Here is a 20,183-nt window from a genome sequence, read left to right as displayed (position 1 = left end):
GTCTAGATGAAATCTTATGTGGACCTTACGATTGGATTTGCAAGAACAGGAGTGACCGGCTATGGGGGAGGTCCCTCCACCATACCACTGATCGAATATGAAGCCGTGAAGAAGTATGAATGGATGACAGAAGAAGAATTCGGGCAGACGCTCGCGCTCGCCAACACGCTTCCGGGTCCGATCGCCACGAAGATGGCAGCGTATATCGGCTATAAGGTGAATGGGGGAATAGGCGCAGCAGTGGCGATCCTGGCCCATATCCTGCCGTCATTATTCGGCATGCTTTTCATGCTCGGACTCCTCTACAAATTCCGGACTTCACCGATTGTAAGCGGCATGGTGCAGGGAGTGACCCCGATTATCGGGGTAATGTTACTCGAAATGGCATACAAATTTGCGGATAAAGCCCGAAAAGGTCTTGGGATACCGATTGCCTTTGGGCTGGGCGGCGCCTCCCTGGTGCTGATCCATTTTCTGCATCTGCATCCTGGAATCATGATCGGGGCGTGTCTCTTAGGTGCCTTCATTATAGCGGTGTATAAGAAGAGAGCGGAAGATACATCACATGACTTGCACGTCGAGCCAAGAAAGGAAAAAAGCGTATGATTTACTGGGATATTTTCTGGGCGTTTTTCATATCGAATCTTCTGGGATACGGCGGAGGGCCATCGACCATTCCGTTGATTCAGAATGAAGTGGTCAATCGTTATGAATGGATGACACTCAATGAGTTTGGGGATCTCTTTGCGATCGCCAATGTCCTCCCCGGTCCGGTTGCGACAAAAATGGCCGGCTTCATCGGATATGAAGTAGGGGGGCCGCTGGGGGTTGTAATCGCTCTTGCAGCCACCATCCTGCCTTCAGCGATCGCTGTCATCATCCTCTTTAAATTCGTGAATCTCTTTAAAGATTCTCCGCAGGTCAAACTGATGACACTTTCAGTGCAGCCCGTCATCGCCATCCTGCTGGGAGTATTGGCATACCAATTCTTCCTGACCGCATTCGAAAAAAGCGGACTCCTACAACTCGTCATTCTGACCGCAGCAGGATTCCTGGTCATGAAAAAATTGAAGATCCATCCCGCACTTGTCATCCTGTGTGCATTGGTATACGGTGGGATATTTCTATCGAATTAAAGAGTAAAGCGATCAAGTTTACACTTGGTCGTTTTTGCTTTAATAAGGATCCGATGAGAAATATTGGAATAATGTTTAAAACGGATCTAGCTTTTGATTGGAGTGCAAGACGAAGACTCCTGCGGGAAAAGTAGCTAATGTGAGACCTGTCCAGCTCCAGGGCTTAGAGGCGGGTGGCATAAGTCAAATCGGCCAAGAAGGCAAAGAACGCCTTCATGGCCGATTCGCCTTATGCCATCCGCCTCTGAACAAAGCCCATCCGCTTTTCTATCCCACAGGAGCGCAGCGACGATGAGGCTCACCGGCCGCCCGCGGAAAGCGAAGTCTTGCACGGAAATCAAAAGCGGTATTAGAAGGACATTACTAGCATAGCTTAAACAAAATGTACACCTAACCTTTTCTTAATAATGTGAAAATGACAAAGTCTTTGATAAAATAGATAGAAAGCGATTTTATATCGGAGAAGGAGATAATGAAATGAAGTGGGAAGAAGAGGAACTACTTTCAATCCGTGAGCGTGCCTATCTTTACTTGAAGGATTTGATCCTGAGCGGTGAATACAAACCTGGGGACCGCCTGATAGAAAGAGAAGTCGCCAGTCAATTGAATATAAGCAGGACGCCGATCCGTGAAGCGTTATTCAGGCTGGAGTCACAAGGCTTTGTCAAAACCGTCCCGAGAAAGGGAGTCATTGTATCCAATATTTCTGAAGAAGAAGTCATTGAAGTGTTCACGATTCTTTCTTCACTCGAAGTCCTGGCGGCCAGGCTAGCAGCCCAGAAGATGGATGACCCCCTCGTTGGGGAATTCAATAATAAGATAGAAAAGCTTGAAGCAATGGAGAGAGACGAAGTCGAAGGCGGCGATACCGAGCATATCGAAATGAACCTCCTTCTATATAAAGCAGCGAAAAGTCCCAAGCTGTTCGACATTCTCTCCGGTCTGACCGACTATATACAGATGTCTGCCAATATGGGATATGAAACACCTGGTCGTAGAAAAGAATCCATCAAGGAACATATCCAAATCATGAAAGCGGTAAGGGATCAAGAAGCGGATATGGCTGAATACTTGACCAAAATCCACATTGAAAATTCCAAGAAAGCCTATATTCAGTTTATTGAAAGACAGAAGGAAAAAGTAAAGAGAAAATAAAGAAAGACTGTGTCTGGAAAAGGGACACAGTCTTTCTCTATGGATTCAAATTGAATTCATATCCCGATCACTACTGGGGAGGTCAGATTATACAACGCTTTGCAAATGCTCATTGCCACGATATAGCCTGACTTTGGATTGTCCACAGAAGGCGTGTTCTGGATCGTCAGTTCCACCTCTCCGAAGTATCCTTTAGCCACAATTTGATGAGTATTGTGGTTCACTGCAGGGTCTACCAGCACCTGCACCTTTGTCCGGTCAAACCCCACCCCCGCAATGCTAAGAGCGGCTGATACATTCGTACTTTGCGGAAAAAGCTTAGCGGACTCGCGAGCCGTCCCTTCATAAATTGTATGCTCTTCAATGATTGTGTCTAAATCCACGCTCTCTTCGGCGATGGTCCCTCTCCAGGCTGCGGGAGGCTTCCGGGTGATGAGCTTCACTTCCTCCAGTTCATTGATCGAAGAAGCAGCAATCCGATCCAGTCCTCCGATAGCAGCCGAAGGAAGGATCAATTTCCGTTCGTGTTGCTTTGCGGCTTCAATCACTTCATCATAAAGTTCCTGATCAGAGAAGGCCCCTACCGATACTGTAATAAAATGACTCCTGGATGAGAGAGCCTTCACAGCATACTGATAGACAGCTTCATGTCCTGCACATTCGATGATCACATCCAAGCCGGAAGAGAAGAACCATTCTTCATTGTCTGTCACAGTGAATTTTTCAGTTTCTAATTCTCCATATTGATCCGTGTTTCTTACAAGGATAGCGACTACTTCAGTCCCTGCGACTTTTTTCCCCTTTATATAGGAAACGACATCTTTTCCGATCGCCCCATATCCTATTAATCCGATTTTTAACATGATAGAATCCCCGCTTTCATTTAGAATGGTTGGCTTTTGGTATACCAAAAAGTATATCAATCGCTTTAACGTTTATCAATCATTATTCAGAAAAATTAGAAATGACTAAAAATATCATTGTCAGAATATTGCGTATGTGGTATATTGTATACCAAGAAGAATCAAGGGAGGAATACTCGATGCCTAAAATCAATTATTCTACAAGTGGCAAAGTACTGGATGTACCTGATAACTCGAATATATTGCGAATGTCATTACGATATGATGGCGACCTTCCTAACAAATGCGGCGGAGGCATTTGCGGGACTTGCCTTTGCAAGATCGAGGATGGAGCGGAGTATTTAGATAAAGTGAAAGTGCAGGAGCGGAGAAAACTTGGGGAAGAGTGGCTCGGAAAAGGCTACCGGTTGGGATGCCAGACATTTGTGACAAATGGGGATGTAACGATTTCATGGGATGAAGAAACAACCAAGGTAGTGAAGAAAAGAAAGCCTGATAAAATCAAAAAAGAAGCAGTGAATAAATAGCTTACACACTAAATGGGAGAGGTGAAGCAAATGTGGTCATGTAAAAAGCATGTGACAAAGGCAATTGAACTATTAGACGTCCCTCATATCCGCAAAGCACCAGAAGGAGTTAATTGTTCTTTCTGCAGTAGGCCGGCAAACCTCAATGTGTACTATTCTCATAAACCTTGTAAATTTAAAAATAAAAATAAAGCTCTCTTACAAACCTCTTAACCGGATGCTTAAGGTACTTAGCCGACAGGAAGGAAGATAGATGTGGAAAAACAATTGATGTCAGTTGAAGAGCGGCTTGAATCAATCGGATTATCTCTTCCGGATAAACCTAAACCATCTGGACACTACTTGGGGGCGGTTCAGGCAGATCCATTTTTGTTTGTAAGCGGAGTGACCTGTAAGTGGAATGACAGCCTTCCTTATAAGGGAAAGGTCGGAGAGGATCTTTCGCTCGAAGAAGGGTATGAAGCTGCGAGGTTGACAACCCTCAACCAGCTTGCAATTGTGAAAGATGTGATCGGGAGTCTGAGTTTGGTCGACCGGATTGTAAAAGTCACCGGATATGTCAGCTGTGAGCATGGCTTTCCGGATGTCCCAAAGGTGATTAACGGCTCATCGGACTTGTTGGTGGAGTTATTCGGTGAGAATGGAAAACATGCCAGATGTGCAGTGGGTGTCAGCTCCCTGCCCGGCAATGCAGCGGTAGAGACAGATTTGCTTCTTATACTGAAAAGGTAAAAAGAGTTTAAGAAAAGGGGTTATGAATATGAGTGAAGGGACAAATTTTGACGTCACCATCATTGGCGGAGGACCGGCAGGATTGTTTACAGCGTTCTACGCAGGCATGCGCCAGATGAGCGTGAAGATCATTGAAAGTATGCCTCAACTGGGTGGCCAGCTTTCAGCCTTATATCCGGAAAAATATATATATGATGTGGCAGGGTTACCGAAAGTGCTCGCTAAGGATTTAGTGGACGGCTTAAGGGAACAGGCAAATCAATTCAACCCATCGGTTAGCCTTGGGCAGACGGTAGAGAAGGTGGAAAGGCTTCAGGATCAGTCGTTCTTATTAACGACAAGCAACGGGGAAGTACACAAAACAAAGACGATCATCGTGACGGCGGGCGCGGGAGCATTCAAGCCCCGGCCGCTGGGAATTGAAAAAGAAAATAAGGAGTATGAAAACCTACATTACTTTGTCAATGATTTGAGCCGTTTCCAAGGAAGGAATGTACTTGTATGCGGTGGCGGTGATTCCGCAGTGGATTGGGCAAATATGCTGGAGCCGATTGCGGAAAAAGTCACCCTGGTTCATCGGCGGGATAAATTCAGGGCCCACGAGCATAGCGTAAAGCAGTTGATGAATTCCAGTGTCAAGGTCAAGACGCCATTCAATGTGACTGAATTGGGATCGGGATCGGAAGTCTCCAAGATCACCCATGTCGTACTGCAGCATGCCAAGAAAGAGTTTGCGGAAATCATCGATGTAGATGATGTACTGGTCAATTATGGTTTTATCTCTTCACTCGGTCCCATCAAAGATTGGGAGCTTCAAATCGAGAAAAACTCCATCCTCGTCGATTACAAAATGGAAACGAACATCAAAGGAATCTTTGCCGTCGGCGATATCGCCACATACCAAGGGAAAATCAAACTCATTGCCACAGGATTCGGAGAGGCCCCTGTCGCCGTCAGCCATGCCAAACAATATGTTGACCCCACGGCACGCGTCCAGCCATTACATAGTACAAGTGTGATGGGCAAGGAGGATACGAAAGAAGCTGTCAAAGCCTGATCCGTATAAAATAGAAGGGAGATCGAGTGAATATGTGCAAAAATATGATCACCGGCCAGGGAACCTGCGCTGATTGCAAGTGTCGCGGCATATCATCCCCTAAAGTATACGACCATGAAAAAGAAGACCAAAAAATCTTACTTCTGGATAAGAATCAGAGAAGCACTCAAATGAAACGCCAAATACGTTCATTAAGGAAAGGAGATTAATTGATTATGGCTAAATACACTATCATCGACCAGGAAACCTGCATCGCCTGCGGGTCATGCGGCGTATCTTCCCCTGAAGTATACGACTATGACGAAGAAGGACTGGCATTCGTGCTGCTGGATAACAACCAGGGAAACACCCCCATCCCCGAAGAATACCTTGATGACGTAGAGGAGGCATATGAAGACTGCCCGACGGAATCGGTTAAGTTGTCGGAAGAGCCGTTTAAGTAAACGGGGGCGGACAGGGGGACACGGGACAGGGGGACAGGCACCTTGTCCCAATTCGCTAGAGTCAGATCCTGTCCAGAAGGGAGAGCCCTCTTCGAAAAGTTATGCCAATTTTGAAGGATTTTTACTATTTTTGTCGAAATATCCTATTAATATCTTTTCTCTTCAGGTTTTTCTAACTCTACTTTCTTCTTTCTTCACTACAACTCTACAACTCTATCGCTTTAGAGGAAAACTCACTTCACCTGCCTTGTCCCATCTTTTCAAATATTTTGCTGAGAAACATTTACTCCCTACCTCCTGGAAATTTATTTGATATGCCTTTTTAAGCTATAGACCAGATAACGATTTCATACAAGTAATGAATAATCCTTGAGAGAGAGATAAATTCACTTAATAGTTAGAGGTGATTCATGAAATGGCGAGAAAGGCAAGGAAAAAGAGTAAAAGCGGGATTTATCATGTGATGATGCGAGGAATTAATAAACAACTTATCTTTGAAGATGAGGGAGACAAGAGAAAATATTTAGAGCTCTTAGTAAAGTGTAAAACAAAAAGTGAATTTAAGCTTTTTGCGTTCTGTTTAATGGATAATCATGTTCATTTGCTAATAAAGGAATCGGAAGTACCCATTTCAGATATTATCAAGAGGATTAGTTCCAGTTATGTGTATTGGTTTAATAAGAAATATGATCGATGCGGGCATCTATTTCAAGAACGATTTAAAAGCGAAAATGTTGAAGCAAGGGCATACTTTTTAACAGTCCTTCGATACATCCATCAAAATTGTTTAAAAGCAGGTTTAGCATCAACCGTCTTTAATAGCAAATGGACGAGTATTCATGAATACTATAAAAACTCAAACATCATTGATACAGCATTTACCCTCCAACTATTTTCTTCGGATCCAAACAAAGCCATACACTCCTTTACTGAATTCATCCAGCAGAATAATGACGATAAGTGTTTAGAAGACCTCCCTAGTAACAGAAAAACCGACAACGAAGTAAGGGAGTATTTGAAAACCCTGGGGATACAAAATAGCAGTGAGCTTCAACAGATGCACAAAGAATTCCGAAATGGAATTTTAGTGGAAATCAAGAAACTAGATGGTGTTACAATAAGACAGCTGTCGAGGATCACAGGAGTGTCGAAGAGTGTGATTGATAGGATTTGATGGGACACAGTGCCTGTCCCCGCCGTCCCACCTCCCCGCCGTCCCCAAAAGCAGGAGGGACAGTGGACCTGTCCCACTGTCCCTCTATAACTCTTTCGTCTCACCGTACCCAATTATTTCTACATCCACACTTGTATCTTTCATAGCGTCTTTCAATTCCTCATCCTGCCCTATCATAAATTCAATCACAGGAAAACCTTTCACCAAACCAGCCATCATTTCTGGATCGGCAACTTCCTCAATTTTGGGAAAGGTGTGGCAAGGAATTACTTTTTCTACATTCAGTAAGTGAGTAAGGGCAAATTTAGCTTCTTTGACACCCATTACAAATTGACCTGAACAAGCGAGAATGGCTACGGCAGGCTGATAGATATCCTGGATAATTTTCATATCTGCCATTACATTTGTATCCCCAGAGATATAGACAACTTTTTCACCATACACATTCAATACGAACCCGCATGGCAGCCCGACAAGCTGTGGAATTCCTTTAGTTTCTCCGAACGAAGATGTATGAACCGCATTTACCATCGTTACTTCAAATGTATCTGTACGATATGTCCCCCCGTAATTTAAGGGGAAGGCGTTATATCCTTCTCCCATTAATTTTAATGCCAGCTCGTACTGAGCAATGACCAATACTTCAGAATGGTACTTCTTTATATCTTCCAGTCCGGAAGCATGATCAAAATGACCGTGTGTAAGCAACACCGCATCGATTTGCTTCAAATAATCCTCATGAAGGAATTCTTTAGGACAGGCAGGATTTTGTCCCAGGAATGGATCAATCATAATGTTCTTCCCTGTATTTGTTTGGATAACAAAGCACGAATGACCTAAGCGGGTAATTTTCATAAAAAACTCCTTTATCATTAGATTTCAATTTATATGTATGTTGATTATGTGAAAATAGAATCAGTTTTGGGGAAGCTGCTCCGTCTCTGCCTTCTCCCATTGTCCCCATTTGTCGGAACTTTTGGGATGGTTGTCTACACAAATATACATATTCTTTACTCTAGCTTCTATAACATTAGGATTAATAGGATCAAACCGAGGGGAAAGGCAATGGCACCATGTCTACTGAGAAAAGCAGAACGAAAGGTTTCTATTACCCAGGTATTCTGAGTACAGAGAATATCTCATATATCATTAAAGGAGGTGAGGGTTGATTAGCCATATTTTAGGTTGAATACACAAACGAAGATCTTGTAAATATTCTTTTGAGAATATGCCGAGTATTTCGGAGAGAATTATGGCACTATCAAAAAGTAGTAAAAAATGATTCGCTTTTCATTTAAATCATCTAGTTATTTTATCACGATTGATTGTACGTAGAATCATTGACACACAAAACTAACGATCTTTCATAACTCGTACGACAAAGGCAAAATCATTGAAAAATGATGACGCAAAACTAAAGGGGCTAATGTCACGCGGACTATGCTCGCCAGTTTCCGAACACGGACTCCTGCGACTTATGAAATGGAGGAGGAATAGTATGAAGATGAGAAAGATGTTTTCAAATATGAAATTAAAATGGCATTCCTTAAGGGTACTCTATAACCAAGCGCTATTAGAGGGCTGCCTGGACTGTCAATTGAAAAAGAAATTGAAGCAAAAAATAGAGTATCATGAGATGAAAATGATCCATTTATTGAAAGGGCAGGCTCATTTTTAAGAAAGCGTTGGTAAATAAGGTCATAAGGAAGTGGTGGTCATTGCGTGTATTAGTGGTTCTTTTGTATTGCATTAATCTTTTTATCTTAACGTTTATAGAAAGTTTGCCAGGGTTGTTCGAAGATGGGACAATTTCATTTCAATAGGTCTCGAATCCGGATTATATGAACTTACTTGAATTTTATTCCAATTCGTTTAATGATCCTTCTTATATCTTTCAAAAGGCAGGGCATGGTGCAGCTTTTTTTATTTTAGCGGCTGTTGTCTATTGGGCTTTGCAGAATGTGTCTGCAGCCTTTATTGTATCAATGGTTTTTGCGTTTTTCACTGAAGTTATGCAGCTTCATTTTTCTAGAACTGGGTGTTTAGTGGATGTAGGATATGACACTATGGGAATACTATGTGGTTTGGTGATCTGTATTGTTAATAGGAGAGCAGTAGCTGTAGATAATAATGGAATGTGAAGAGTGGTGGGACAGTGGACCTGTCCCCGCTGTCCCTGAGTCTTTAGTCATATTGTCACTCCTGTAAATATCATGTAAAATTTTAAAATACAGATAATTGAAAACGTTTTCATTAATTGATGAGTTTGAGAAAGTAAACCGATGCCGTTCTTAAATTCTTTTGATAGGAGATTCGAGCGAGTTGATTTTATTATCTATACTCATTTGTGCAAACGTTTCCACAACTAAGCAGCATATAAAAAAGGGAGGAAATAAGACCATGAAGAAAGGAACAAAGAGACGTTTCTCGATTTTCATGACGCTGTTGATGGTCATGAGCCTGTGGCTGCCATACGTGCCGGCTCAGGCGGCAGAGTCATCGTCTGCCGGTGAGGCACTGGAAACAGGCCAGTCGACAGAACGCACCGTGCGCTTCACGTACGATCGGGGAGACGGTCAGTACGACGGCTGGAATATCTGGGCCTGGAATACTGGGGTGAAAGACGATCAGATCAATTTTGATTCGTACGAAAACGGGGTGGCAACTGCGAATATTGCGGTGGCTCCCGAGACAGAACAATTCGGATTTGTGCTCCGAAGTACCGAGGATTGGAATACTGCTGAAAAAGAATTCGGTGACCGTTTTATAAAGGTGAACAAAAACGACACACTCACAAAAGCTTACATAACAAGCGGTGTCGAGGAAATTCGAATCGTTCCTGATGGATCGGCTCCGGTCATCGATCAGGGGGATGCTGCTTTTTACTATCGTGACAAAGAGCTGTTCGCAAGCGATGCAATGGACACGATCGAAAAAGTAGAATTGAAGTTTAATGGGGAAACGAAGGAAATGACGTATGAACCGGAAAATGAGAGATTCGTGGTTTCATATGAAGATATTCCAAATGGCAAAACGCCATATTCTTATTTGGTGACAAAATACGGTGAAACAACTGAGGTAAGTGATCCTTACAATTCGGTTGATGGAAAGTCGTACATTGATTTTCAAAAAAGTGATTTGACTGTAACGGGTTCAGTTGATCCACAAGCCATCGACTATAACGAAAATGCAGTATTGTCAGTTGATGTTGAAGGGCGTACGGAAGGACTTGAAGTGTCTAAAATCACTGCAGACCTTTCTTCACTCGGCGGGTCAGATATGCTTGCAATCGATCCATCCTTGAAAAAAGTGACGGTAGCAGTCGATGATAACGTGACGGCCGGTACCAAGTCGATTCCTCTCACAGTGGTGGACAACTACGGAAACTCTCATGAAGGAACGGCTGAAGTAGAAGTGAAAACAAGACAGGCTGTCGGAGAAAATGATTTTGATTGGGACGAATCGATCATCTATTTTATGTTGACAGACCGTTTCTTTAACGGGGATTCAACGAATGATGATCCTTATGGATTGAACTATGATAAGGAGAAACGCGGTACTTATCAAGGCGGGGACTTTGAAGGGATTACGGAAAAACTGGATTATCTTGATGAGCTTGGTGTGAATACTGTCTGGATCAGTCCGGTCGTGGAAAACATCAAGTATGATGTCCGTTCTGTTGAAACGAGCGGAGAGTCGGACGAGCCTTATTTTGGCTACCATGGTTATTGGGCGAGTAACTTCGGTGAATTGAACCCGCACTTTGGTTCAATGGACGAGTTCCACACGCTGATTGATGAAGCCCATGAGCGCGGCATCAAAATCATGGTTGATGTGGTAGTCAATCACACGGGTTATGGTTTGAAAGAGGTTGACGGGGAGCTTTCTGAAGAAAAGCGTCCTGTCGGATATCCAACTGACGAAGAGCGTACACGCTTCAGTGACATCGTGCGTCAAGGCTCTGATGTAGGAACGGATGAAGTCGTAGGTGAACTGGCAGGCCTGCCTGACGTCATCACCGAAGATCCGGCAGTCCGTCAGCAAATCATCGACTGGCAGACAGACTGGATTGAAAAAGCGACAACGGCTAAAGGGAACACGATCGACTATTTCCGTGTAGATACAGTGAAGCACGTCGATAAGCCGACTTGGATGGCTTTTAAAAATGCCATCACTGAAAAATTACCTGAACACAAGATGATCGGGGAAGCATGGGGAGCAAATGCAGACAACGATTACGGCTACCTTGAGTCCGGAATGATGGACTCCCTGCTTGATTTTGGATTCAAAGGCATCGCAAAAGAGTTTGTGGACGGCAGCTTGAAAGCGGCTAATGATAAACTGACTGCACGAAACGAAAAAATCGATAACACGGCGACACTTGGTCAATTCCTTGGAAGCCATGATGAAGACGGGTTCCTGCATTCACTGGGCGGAGATGAAGGGAAATTGAAAGTGGCAGCTTCCCTGCAGGCTACGGCTAAAGGACAGCCGGTCATTTATTACGGTGAAGAGCTTGGCCAAAGCGGAGCGAACAATTACCCGCAGTATGACAACCGTTATGATTTTGCCTGGGATCAGGTAGAAAATAACGATATTTTAGAACATTACAAGAAGATCCTTAACTTTAGAGGAGACCATTCGAAGGTTTTTGCTAAAGGGGAAAGAAGTTTTACAGGCGGTACGAACGGCGATGAATTCCTGATGTTCTCCCGTACGTATGAGGGGAAATCGGCATACGTCGGCTTGAATGTAGGTGAAAAAGCAAACGAGGTCACGGTTTCCGTTGATTCTCCTGATGCAGTCATCACGGACCATTACTCCGGTAAAGAGTATCCTGCTTCCGGAGCAGAAGAAGTGACTTTAACGATTCCTTCCATAACTGAAGGCGGCACCGTCCTCCTGACAGTTGAAGGCGGTACAATAACAGATGCTGCAGCAGGTTCAAGCGATGGCGGTGAGCCTGAATTAGAGCCGGTGCCAGAGAACAATATCCGTATTCACTACAAGCGTGACGATGGAGATTATGAGAACTATGGTGCTTGGCTATGGAATGATGTAAAAGATCCTTCTGCCAACTGGCCGACAGGTGCGACCATGTTCGAGAAGACTGACAGCTATTATGCGTATATTGATGTACCGCTTGCGGAGGGCGCGAAGAATATCGGCTTCCTGGTCATGGATGTAACAAAGGGTGATGGCGGTAAAGACGGCGGGGACAAAGGTTTTACCATTACTTCAGATGAAATGAACGAAATCTGGATCAAACAAGGCTCTGATAAAGTCTACACGTACGAGCCGGTTGATCTTCCCGAAAACACCGTGCGTATTCATTATGTGCGTGATGACGCAAATTATGAAAATTTCGGAGTATGGAACTGGGGAGATGCAGCAGCTCCTTCAGAAAACTGGCCGGCAGGCGCGGCTGATTTAGCGGGCAAGGACCAATATGGAGCCTATGTAGATATTCCGTTGAAAGAAAATGCGAAACAAATCGGCTTCATCGTCATGGATGAATCGAAAGGCGATGCCGGAAAAGACGGCGGAGACAAAACGTTCAACCTGCTGGATAAATACAACCGCTTATGGGTCAAGCAGGGCGATGATACGGTCTATGTCTCGCCTTATTGGGAAGTGGCTTCAGGCATCACGTCTGCAGAAGTCATCTCGGAAGACAAGATCCGCCTTGGTTTTACGATGACGGAAGGCTTAACGCCTGAATCTGTAAAAGAAGGCTTGGCGATCAAAGACAGCGAGGGAGCAGATGTAGCGGTAGAAAATGTTGAAATCACCGGTGATACAACCGTTGAAGTAAAAGCTTCATTCAGCTTGGATAAACTTCCTCTATCCATCACCTATTCAGGCAGAACGGTATCCGCATCGACGGGCTGGAGGATGCTTGATGAAATGTATGGATACGATGGCTACGACCTTGGTGCGGCCTATAAAGACGGCAATGCGACCTTTAAATTATGGGCTCCAAAAGCAAGCAAGGTAGTGGCGAAGTTTTACGATAAAGAAGATGCTGCAACTGAAATCGGCAGCGTGGAATTGGAGTCTGGCGAAAAAGGAACCTGGTCAGCAAACGTCATGGCAAGTGACCTGGGTGTATCAGACTTGAAAGGCTACTACTACCAATACGAAGTCACAAACGATGGGGTGACTAAGAAAGTTCTGGATCCGTATGCGAAATCCATGGCTGCCTTCACTGTCAACACGGAAGGTGATGCTGGTCCGGACGGGGATACGGTCGGAAAAGCGGCAATCGTTGATTTGAGCGGCACAAATCCAGAAGGGTTCACCCATGCAGACATCGATGGTTATGAAAAACGTGAAGATGCCGTCATCTATGAAACTCACATCCGTGACTTTACATCGGATCCTTCAATTGAAGGTGACCTTAACGCGAGATGGGGCTCTTATAAAGCCTTCATCGACAAGCTCGACTACATTAAATCCCTTGGTGTCACGCACGTACAACTGCTGCCGGTCATGGCCTGGTACTATGGTGACGAAACCAAGATGGGCGAAAGAGAGCTTGAGTACTCGGCTGGAGGCAATGAATATAACTGGGGCTATGACCCGCACAGTTATTTTTCACCGGATGGGGCGTATTCGGAAAACGCCAAAGACCCTGAACAGCGTGTGAAGGAACTCAAACAGTTGATCGATGCGATTCATGACGCCGGAATGGGTGTCTTGCTGGATGTCGTTTACACCCACATGGCACAAACCAGCACGCTGAATGACATTGTTCCAAATTACTACGCGTTTCAGGATGAAAAAGGGAACTTCTTAGGTGGATTCGGAAACAATCTGGCAACCAACCATAAGATGGCTGAAAAGCTGATGGTGGATTCAGTGAAATATTGGTTTGAAGAATACAAGATTGATGGTATGCGATTTGATATGATGGGTGATGCGACGTACCCTGCAGTGCAAAACGCATACGACGCAGCTGCTTCCGTGAACCCTGATGCACTATTCATCGGAGAAGGCTGGAGAACATTCGCCGGCCATCTGGCTGACCCTGAGCTTGAAGGAATGGGTGCAGACCAGGACTGGATGGATAAAACCGATGATGTAGGCGTATTTTCGGATGAAATTCGAAACGAGTTGAAATCAGGATTCGGATCGGAAGGAGAGCCGCGTTTCATCACTGGCGGCGCAAGAGACATCAACACCATATTTAACAACATCAAAGGCCAGCCGGGCAACACGGCTGACGATGATCCGGGTGACATGGTCCAATACATCGCAGCGCACGATAACCTGCCGCTGTATGATGTCATTGCTCAATCGATTAAAAAGGATCCTGCAATTCCGGAAAATAACCTTGAGATCCACAAACGCATCAGACTTGGTAACTCCATGATTCTGACATCGCAAGGTACAGCATTCCTCCACGCCGGCCAGGAATACGGCAGAACGAAACAGTGGCTCGGTGAAGGAGTGCCCGAACAGAAATATCATGAGCTAAAGGATCAGGACGGCAATCCGTTTGGGTATTTCATCCATGATTCTTACGATTCTTCGGATGCGATCAATAAATTCGATTGGGAGAAAGCCACTAATAAGAAAGAATTTGCTGTGAATTCTGTAACGAGGAAGTTCACGGAAGGTATGATCAAGTTAAGAAAATCGACCAATGCGTTCCGTTTGGGTGAAAAAGAGATCGTCGATCAAAACGTATCCCTGCTAGATATTCCTGAAATCAAGGATACCGATCTTATGCTGGCTTACAAAAACGTATCCACAGACGATACAGGCATATACTACGTATTCGTCAACGCAGATCGTCAAAGGCGTATCCTGTCAATAGGCGACTATGACTTCAGAGGTGCAAAGGTGTTAGTCGACAGTGACGAAGCGGGAGTAAAGCCCGTTGAGGAAAGATCAGGATTCAAATTGAAGAAAGAGACCTTGACGGTTGAACCTTTAACCACTGTGGTTATTAAGGTTGATCAGAAGGGGAAGGCAAAGGGAAAATCAAAAGATAAACCTGGAAAGAGAGAAGGTCAAAGGGATTAAGTATCTTTACTAAGCTAATGGCCCGTCGCTCGTTGCTTTAAAGCATAGAGGGACAGGCCTGTTTTTTTGAATCTGACTAATTAATCCCGTAATTTCTCCCTTGCACCCTTCCGCCATTTTTTCACCGCTGATATAGATACGTTTTCTAAATCTGATATTTCACTGATGGTAAGCATGTGTAAGGACGTATAGACCACCCATTTGGTCTGGTTTTCTGTGAGCTCATCACAATAACTGAGTAAAAGCTCTCGAGTTAAAGCCTCTATTGGATGATCGTCCTCGATCAGCTCCCAAAACTCTTCCTTTGATGGAAAAACCGTCCTTTCTTCCGTTCGGCTGTCCCTTGTCAGGGCGGACAAAATCCTTCCCCTGATATAAGAGTATGCATATGGAGGAAATGTCCCTTTTACAGGATCAAAATTCTCATGCGCCTCCCAAAGAGCAATCAAGCCGGTTTGATAGAATTCTTCTTTGTTCTTATAAATGTTCAAACTCCGAATGATTTTATGGATCATACCTTCATATTGCTTGTAAACAGAATCGAATGATTCCATTAAAGCTTCCTTCTGATCAGCGCGCCTCTCCGTGATTCCTAGGTAAGTTAACCATACAAACAATTATTGGTGTGAACAAAAGAGAAAACGGACCGTTTCCTAAGAGGGAAGAGAGTGTTTCTTAATTAGAAAACTAATTGTTTTTTCAAAATGAAAGAGGATATTAATTGATAAGTTTTCAATTAAATTGCTGCAACTGAGAGTCTGCTGTTCACTATCGACAGAAATAAGGAAAGAAAAAAAAATCGACAAAAACTTACGAAATCCGGTTAAATAATACTGGTAAAATTTTCATGTTGGTTTATAATAGGTATAAAGTTACAAATTTCTTAGTTTTCAGAAATCTCAAGCTTACTCTATTTTTAGAAAAGGAAGGTGTTATAGTGAGGAAAGAAAAAGGATGGATTACATCTACTACGGTGGCATTGTTTCCTGCGTATCATCATGTGTACCAAACGATTATATTGGATTTATCGGGTAAGAAGGTTTGGAGTAAGGAACCGGCGAAGGAAATTATCAATGAGGCTTGCCTGGAAGACGGGGCGTCTTATGAAGGAAAGATTAAAGCAGTACGGCATGCATTACCCTATCATAGAAAAACACCTCTGATCATTAATAAAGATCAACATATCTATGCTTTTCCCACCATGTCCCCAGACAAATATGAATGCATCTGGCTATTCCACCTGCATATCCTTGAAATTTCTCAGACACAAGATAAAACCTATATTACTTTTATAAACGGCTGTAAATTAAAAGTGAACTGTTCGATCAGGGTTCTTAATAGACAGCGGGAGAGAGCGGCAGTCACGATGAATCATTTCGCCTTTAAAAATATGAATTTACATATTTCGCTGCCTGTTGAAGCTGAAAGTATCGAAGAGGGCGAACTCTCTGAATTTCATGTTCATAATGGGATTGAACCAACCAATCAAGATCAAAGCTACTTACAAGGTTAATAGATGGAGGGAAGAAGGCTTATTGTTAAGGCTTCTTTTTTAATGCAAAAAATACATTTCACTCCTCTCGATACCTATGAAAACACATAAAAAGCTGCCTGATTTCGGCAGCTTTCTTTTATAAATTATCGACTTGATAGTTTGTAAATATACCCTCTCTTATTAGTGTTAGACTCACGCCATGGGCATTACTCTGTAATTCCAACCGCATCAAAGCCGCCGGCTGCCCTCGCAGCTTCTGCACTGCCTTCACCGTAAAGGTCCACAGCAGACTGGATAATTGCCTGACGGGCCGCACTGAAGTCAGATGTGCTGGTCAGGTACGTAGTAAGTGCGCGGTAATAGATCTTACCAAGCTTTTCACGACCGATTTCCTGAGCCGTTAAGTAAGCGGCATGATTGATGATGGAAGAATTGATGTGAACTCCGCCGTTATCCAGGTTTAGTGGGAGATCATAGAATTCATCCATATTGGATGGGTACATACCGTCGCCGTTCCCATAAGGCCCGTAATCCGCCTTTACAGGATATTTACTTGGATCACTCAGGCTTCTGAGTGATTCCCTTCCGCTTTCCTTGGCCGCCGGGGCCATGATATCCTCACCCATCTCCCAGTTTTCATCATCGATCAGTGCACCGAATATATCGGAGAACGCTTCATTTAAGGCACCTGACTGGTTTCTGTATTGAAGATTTGCAGAGTTGGAAGTCACGCCGTGAGCCATTTCATGGGCGGCTACATCAAGTCCGGCGGAAAGAGGGACCATGAATTCACCGTCTCCGTCACCATACACCATATATGTGCCGTTCCAGAATGCATTATTATAGTTATCTCCATAATGAACGACCGATTGGATCGGCATGCCTTCATCATCAAGAGAATTTCGGCCGTGTTCATTCAGATAATACTCATACACTTTTTCAGAGTTATAATGGGCGTCAACAGCAGGTCTGTCAAAATCATCGTTAAATGAAGCGTCATTATTTTTGAACATTTCAATCCGGTTATTTGAATAGTCGTAAGTGAATATCCCTTCTAAACCGTCATGGGTGAAGTCAGCGAGCTGGAACATGGTCCCTTCCTTCTGTTCTTTTGTTCGGGAAATATGCAGCAGGCGGTGATCCCCAAGTACACCTATACCGGTTCCGGTCTGGGTTTTGATATCTTCCGCATGCATAATGGCATTGTATTGGTCAACCACGTCTCCCGATTTAGCGTCTATGAAAACAAACCAGTTGCCTGGCGCGTCACCGAGGAAATTGACGTTCACTTTATAAGTGAGGTGATTTTCTCCTTTAAAAGGATAGATGACGAGTTCCGAGGTTGGTTCATAGGTTAATTGATCTGGCGCCTTTACAGCTGATTTGGCTTTTTCGACTGCTTTCCTGCTTGCCAGTTCAGGTACTGCGCTGATATTTGCCTCTTCAACTGTTGGAAGGTAGGACCCATTCACAGTGGTAATTTCATTGTCTTTATTGTAGTGAACGATGATTTCCGATCCTTCTACCGGGATTCCGTTTTTGGTTTGGTTAAAGCGGACATGGGTCATGCCGAGCTCATCTTTTTCTAATTTATTTGCCTTTAAGCTTGCTTTCGGATTCTTAATATTGAGGTTGGATTTGTTTTCATGAAGATAATTGATTGCATCATTGAAGCTCGCGACAAGGCGTTTTTCAGCATGCTTTTCTTTTACGAACAGAGGAACATTCGCTTTATTATTCGATTGCTTGACCGATTGTGTTTGCGAGGCGGCGAGGTCCTGAGGCTGGACAGCGTGTACTTGACCCTGGGGCAGAGCTGCAGATGCCATTAGTGCAGTGGATAGTGCTATTGGTGCAATTATTCTTTTCTTCAATTTATTTCCTCCTTTTGTCGTTTGATATTAAGTATAAAGAGCAATCTAGTAAAATACATGAACAGATGGAACGAACTACTGCCCGTGTCATTACTAGAGATAATAGACTGTTACATGAATGTGGCGTAGATAATTTAGGGCATCGAAAAGTTTAATTCGATAATTTTCGATAATCGAAATAATTACAATGAACCACCCATTGTCGAAACCATCCGAAACCTGCCTGCAGACTCACTTTAGTACTTTAGTACAATGCGGCACGGGTGCCTAGTCCTTTAGCACTTTAGCAGAAAGCAAAACAGGCCTTGAAATTTATAGAAATAGTCTCAAGGGCTGTTAATTTCTGTTATGATAGTAGGAAAGAGAGCGCCTGAAAATTGGGGAAGAAAGGATTGCCGGTAAATGACTAGTACTTCTGATAGACTCATTGCTTTTTTAGACGAACATTCCACTGAATTTTTGCATCATTGGAGAGGGAAGATTGTTATTTCTGAAAATGACCTTTACAAGGAAGAGGTTCTTCAAAACGGCCTCCGCATGTTTCAGTTGGTGAAACGCGCCATTGAGAACCCGTTGAGCGAAGAGGAAATCAGGGCGCTTGCCTTTAAGACGGCACAGGAACGTGTGGAAGCAAGTGTCAATATCAGTGAGTTTGTTTACAACGTGAATGTCGGTAAAAGCGAAATCATCAAGTGGGTCAGCCGGTCGGGCATAGAATGGGATGCCCTTCAGCCATACCTCGAGGAAATTAACTCGTTATTCGACCGTTTCTCCTATTTTGCCGTGAAACAATACACAGACATCCGTGACCAGCAGCTTCAGGAGAAAGAGCTTTATATTGATCAGACACACAAGGAACGACTGACGATCCTCGGACAGATGAGCTCTAGCTTTGTTCATGAGTTCAGAAACCCATTGACGTCGATTATCGGGTTTACGAAACTCCTTCAGCACGATTACCCGGAGCTGCCTTACCTCGAAATCATGCAGCATGAACTGGATCAATTGAATTATCGGATTTCCCAATTCCTTCATGTATCGAGAAAAGAAATCATCGGCAGCAAGAGGGAGGAAGTATCTGTTTCCAGACTTTTTGGTGAGCTGATCGAATTTCTTTATCCTAGCCTGCTTGCAGGAGAAGTTTTAACAGAAGTGAACGTGGCTGAAAATGTGTGGATTACAGGGAATAAGGATGAGCTTAGACAGGTTTTCCTGAATCTGGTCATGAATTCGATCGACGCCCTTCAGCAGGTTGAAGGGGAGAGGAAGATATCCATCTCTTCCAAAATTGTGGACAGTGATATGACTCTTGAGATTAGCAACAATGGACCTCAGATTCAGAACGAAACCATCAATGCCATTTTTGAACCTTTTTATACCACAAAAGAACTTGGGACGGGAATTGGTTTATTTATTTGCAGAAAGCTGATTGAAAAGCATGACGGGGACATTTCCTGTCAATCCAGCGCCGAAAAAACGACTTTCTCGATACGGATACCGTTGAATCAGGCTGTCACTCTCTAGAGTGACGTTAAAAATAAGGGTTGAACCAGAAATTCGGGTTCAACCCTTATTTTAATTACACATAAATTGGATTGTGGTGCGATGAATGACTTCCTATACCGGGACTTACTTATTGAAAAGTGAATTTTTTAGGAAAAAAAACCTCGCAAATTACGTTTAAATGAAAATGAAT

17 protein-coding genes and 1 riboswitch are annotated in these 20,183 nt (G+C 43.7%); of the genes, 13 read left to right on the top strand and 4 right to left on the bottom strand.

Translation table 11 applies throughout. From position 1 onward, the window contains the following. Positions 1-6 precede the first annotated feature (6 nt). The 3 genes from V6B33_RS05300 (at position 7) to V6B33_RS05290 (ending at position 2,291) form a co-directional block, all read left to right on the top strand. Positions 7-606, top strand: a complete 600-nt coding sequence (locus V6B33_RS05300; protein ID WP_334216707.1) for a chromate transporter — start codon at positions 7-9, stop codon at positions 604-606. Further along, the gene (locus V6B33_RS05295) at positions 603-1,136 is read left to right on the top strand and encodes a chromate transporter (RefSeq protein WP_334216706.1); all 534 of its coding nucleotides are present in this window, start codon (positions 603-605) and stop codon (positions 1,134-1,136) included. Before V6B33_RS05300 ends, V6B33_RS05295 begins: the two co-directional genes overlap by 4 nt. 477 nt (positions 1,137-1,613) lie before the next feature. Further along, positions 1,614-2,291: a GntR family transcriptional regulator gene (locus V6B33_RS05290; protein WP_334216705.1), complete on the top strand. Its 678-nt coding sequence runs from the start codon at positions 1,614-1,616 to the stop codon at positions 2,289-2,291. Between the two features lie 56 nt (positions 2,292-2,347). On the opposite strand, the gene V6B33_RS05285 is transcribed toward V6B33_RS05290, so the two are convergent. Further along, positions 2,348-3,154, bottom strand: coding sequence for an aspartate dehydrogenase (locus V6B33_RS05285; RefSeq protein WP_334216704.1), 807 nt, complete (start codon positions 3,152-3,154; stop codon positions 2,348-2,350). A 179-nt stretch (positions 3,155-3,333) separates the two neighbouring features. Here V6B33_RS05285 and V6B33_RS05280 point away from each other — a divergent pair, with 179 nt between their 5' ends. The 5 genes from V6B33_RS05280 to V6B33_RS05260 all read left to right on the top strand — a co-directional run bounded on the left by V6B33_RS05280 (position 3,334) and on the right by V6B33_RS05260 (position 7,087). Then, a complete protein-coding gene (locus tag V6B33_RS05280) occupies positions 3,334-3,681 on the top strand; it encodes a 2Fe-2S iron-sulfur cluster-binding protein (RefSeq protein WP_334216703.1) in 348 nt (115 codons plus the stop codon). Between the two features lie 255 nt (positions 3,682-3,936). Continuing rightward, entirely contained in the window at positions 3,937-4,413 is a 477-nt protein-coding gene (locus V6B33_RS05275; RefSeq protein ID WP_334216702.1) for a RidA family protein, read from the top strand. A gap of 28 nt (positions 4,414-4,441) precedes the next feature. After that, positions 4,442-5,470, top strand: coding sequence for an NAD(P)/FAD-dependent oxidoreductase (locus V6B33_RS05270; protein ID WP_334216701.1), 1,029 nt, complete (start codon positions 4,442-4,444; stop codon positions 5,468-5,470). Positions 5,471-5,685: 215 nt separating this feature from the next. Beyond that, positions 5,686-5,913: a ferredoxin gene (locus V6B33_RS05265; RefSeq protein ID WP_334216700.1), complete on the top strand. Its 228-nt coding sequence runs from the start codon at positions 5,686-5,688 to the stop codon at positions 5,911-5,913. Positions 5,914-6,328: 415 nt separating this feature from the next. Then, positions 6,329-7,087: a transposase gene (locus V6B33_RS05260; RefSeq protein ID WP_334216699.1), complete on the top strand. Its 759-nt coding sequence runs from the start codon at positions 6,329-6,331 to the stop codon at positions 7,085-7,087. A gap of 84 nt (positions 7,088-7,171) precedes the next feature. Here the strand turns inward: V6B33_RS05260 and V6B33_RS05255 are convergent, their stop codons facing one another. Continuing rightward, complete coding sequence (locus V6B33_RS05255; protein WP_334216698.1) at positions 7,172-7,942, bottom strand: metal-dependent hydrolase; 771 nt, start codon at positions 7,940-7,942, stop codon at positions 7,172-7,174. 518 nt (positions 7,943-8,460) lie between these two features. Further along, positions 8,461-8,546, top strand: a riboswitch (cyclic di-GMP riboswitch). 39 nt (positions 8,547-8,585) lie between these two features. Here V6B33_RS05255 and V6B33_RS05250 point away from each other — a divergent pair. The 3 genes from V6B33_RS05250 (at position 8,586) to V6B33_RS05240 (ending at position 15,118) form a co-directional block, all read left to right on the top strand. Next, complete coding sequence (locus V6B33_RS05250; RefSeq protein WP_334216697.1) at positions 8,586-8,765, top strand: hypothetical protein; 180 nt, start codon at positions 8,586-8,588, stop codon at positions 8,763-8,765. Positions 8,766-8,928: 163 nt separating this feature from the next. Beyond that, positions 8,929-9,228 (top strand): VanZ family protein, encoded by a 300-nt coding sequence (locus tag V6B33_RS05245; protein ID WP_334216696.1) that lies wholly within the window; start codon positions 8,929-8,931, stop codon positions 9,226-9,228. Between the two features lie 259 nt (positions 9,229-9,487). Continuing rightward, positions 9,488-15,118, top strand: a complete 5,631-nt coding sequence (locus tag V6B33_RS05240) for a pullulanase (protein ID WP_334216695.1) — start codon at positions 9,488-9,490, stop codon at positions 15,116-15,118. An 80-nt stretch (positions 15,119-15,198) separates the two neighbouring features. Here the strand turns inward: V6B33_RS05240 and V6B33_RS05235 are convergent, their stop codons facing one another. After that, positions 15,199-15,672 (bottom strand): sigma-70 family RNA polymerase sigma factor, encoded by a 474-nt coding sequence (locus V6B33_RS05235; RefSeq protein WP_334216694.1) that lies wholly within the window; start codon positions 15,670-15,672, stop codon positions 15,199-15,201. Between the two features lie 383 nt (positions 15,673-16,055). On the opposite strand from V6B33_RS05235, the gene V6B33_RS05230 reads away from it, so the two are divergent. After that, a complete protein-coding gene (locus tag V6B33_RS05230) occupies positions 16,056-16,631 on the top strand; it encodes a competence protein ComK (protein ID WP_334216693.1) in 576 nt (191 codons plus the stop codon). A gap of 188 nt (positions 16,632-16,819) precedes the next feature. On the opposite strand, the gene V6B33_RS05225 is transcribed toward V6B33_RS05230, so the two are convergent. Then, complete coding sequence (locus tag V6B33_RS05225; protein ID WP_334216692.1) at positions 16,820-18,487, bottom strand: M4 family metallopeptidase; 1,668 nt, start codon at positions 18,485-18,487, stop codon at positions 16,820-16,822. Positions 18,488-18,889: 402 nt separating this feature from the next. Between V6B33_RS05225 and V6B33_RS05220 the strand changes: the two genes are divergently transcribed. Beyond that, positions 18,890-20,011 carry a sensor histidine kinase gene (locus V6B33_RS05220; RefSeq protein WP_334216691.1) on the top strand — a complete coding sequence of 374 codons (1,122 nt, stop codon included), beginning with the start codon at positions 18,890-18,892 and terminating at the stop codon, positions 20,009-20,011. Positions 20,012-20,183: the final 172 nt, after the last annotated feature.

It is taken from the genome of Mangrovibacillus sp. Mu-81 (assembly GCF_036867415.1).
Taxonomy (GTDB): Bacteria; Bacillota; Bacilli; order Bacillales; family Bacillaceae_B; genus Rossellomorea.
The sequence above is the reverse complement of the archived record's forward strand: the minus strand, read 5'-3'. Positions and strand labels throughout refer to the sequence as shown.

Bases quoted from the DNA above. Each gene is read 5' to 3' on its own strand.
- V6B33_RS05250 (WP_334216697.1), top strand. From the start codon at position 8,586: ATGAAGATGAGAAAGATGTTTTCAAATATGAAATTAAAATGGCATTCC.
- V6B33_RS05285 (WP_334216704.1), bottom strand. From the start codon at position 3,154: ATGTTAAAAATCGGATTAATAGGATATGGGGCGATCGGAAAAGATGTC.
- V6B33_RS05255 (WP_334216698.1), bottom strand. From the start codon at position 7,942: ATGAAAATTACCCGCTTAGGTCATTCGTGCTTTGTTATCCAAACAAAT.
- V6B33_RS05270 (WP_334216701.1), top strand. From the start codon at position 4,442: ATGAGTGAAGGGACAAATTTTGACGTCACCATCATTGGCGGAGGACCG.
- V6B33_RS05295 (WP_334216706.1), top strand. From the start codon at position 603: ATGATTTACTGGGATATTTTCTGGGCGTTTTTCATATCGAATCTTCTG.
- V6B33_RS05290 (WP_334216705.1), top strand. From the start codon at position 1,614: ATGAAGTGGGAAGAAGAGGAACTACTTTCAATCCGTGAGCGTGCCTAT.
- V6B33_RS05220 (WP_334216691.1), top strand. From the start codon at position 18,890: ATGACTAGTACTTCTGATAGACTCATTGCTTTTTTAGACGAACATTCC.
- V6B33_RS05235 (WP_334216694.1), bottom strand. From the start codon at position 15,672: ATGGAATCATTCGATTCTGTTTACAAGCAATATGAAGGTATGATCCAT.
- V6B33_RS05240 (WP_334216695.1), top strand. From the start codon at position 9,488: ATGAAGAAAGGAACAAAGAGACGTTTCTCGATTTTCATGACGCTGTTG.
- V6B33_RS05260 (WP_334216699.1), top strand. From the start codon at position 6,329: ATGGCGAGAAAGGCAAGGAAAAAGAGTAAAAGCGGGATTTATCATGTG.
- V6B33_RS05300 (WP_334216707.1), top strand. From the start codon at position 7: ATGAAATCTTATGTGGACCTTACGATTGGATTTGCAAGAACAGGAGTG.
- V6B33_RS05280 (WP_334216703.1), top strand. From the start codon at position 3,334: ATGCCTAAAATCAATTATTCTACAAGTGGCAAAGTACTGGATGTACCT.
- V6B33_RS05265 (WP_334216700.1), top strand. From the start codon at position 5,686: ATGGCTAAATACACTATCATCGACCAGGAAACCTGCATCGCCTGCGGG.
- V6B33_RS05245 (WP_334216696.1), top strand. From the start codon at position 8,929: ATGAACTTACTTGAATTTTATTCCAATTCGTTTAATGATCCTTCTTAT.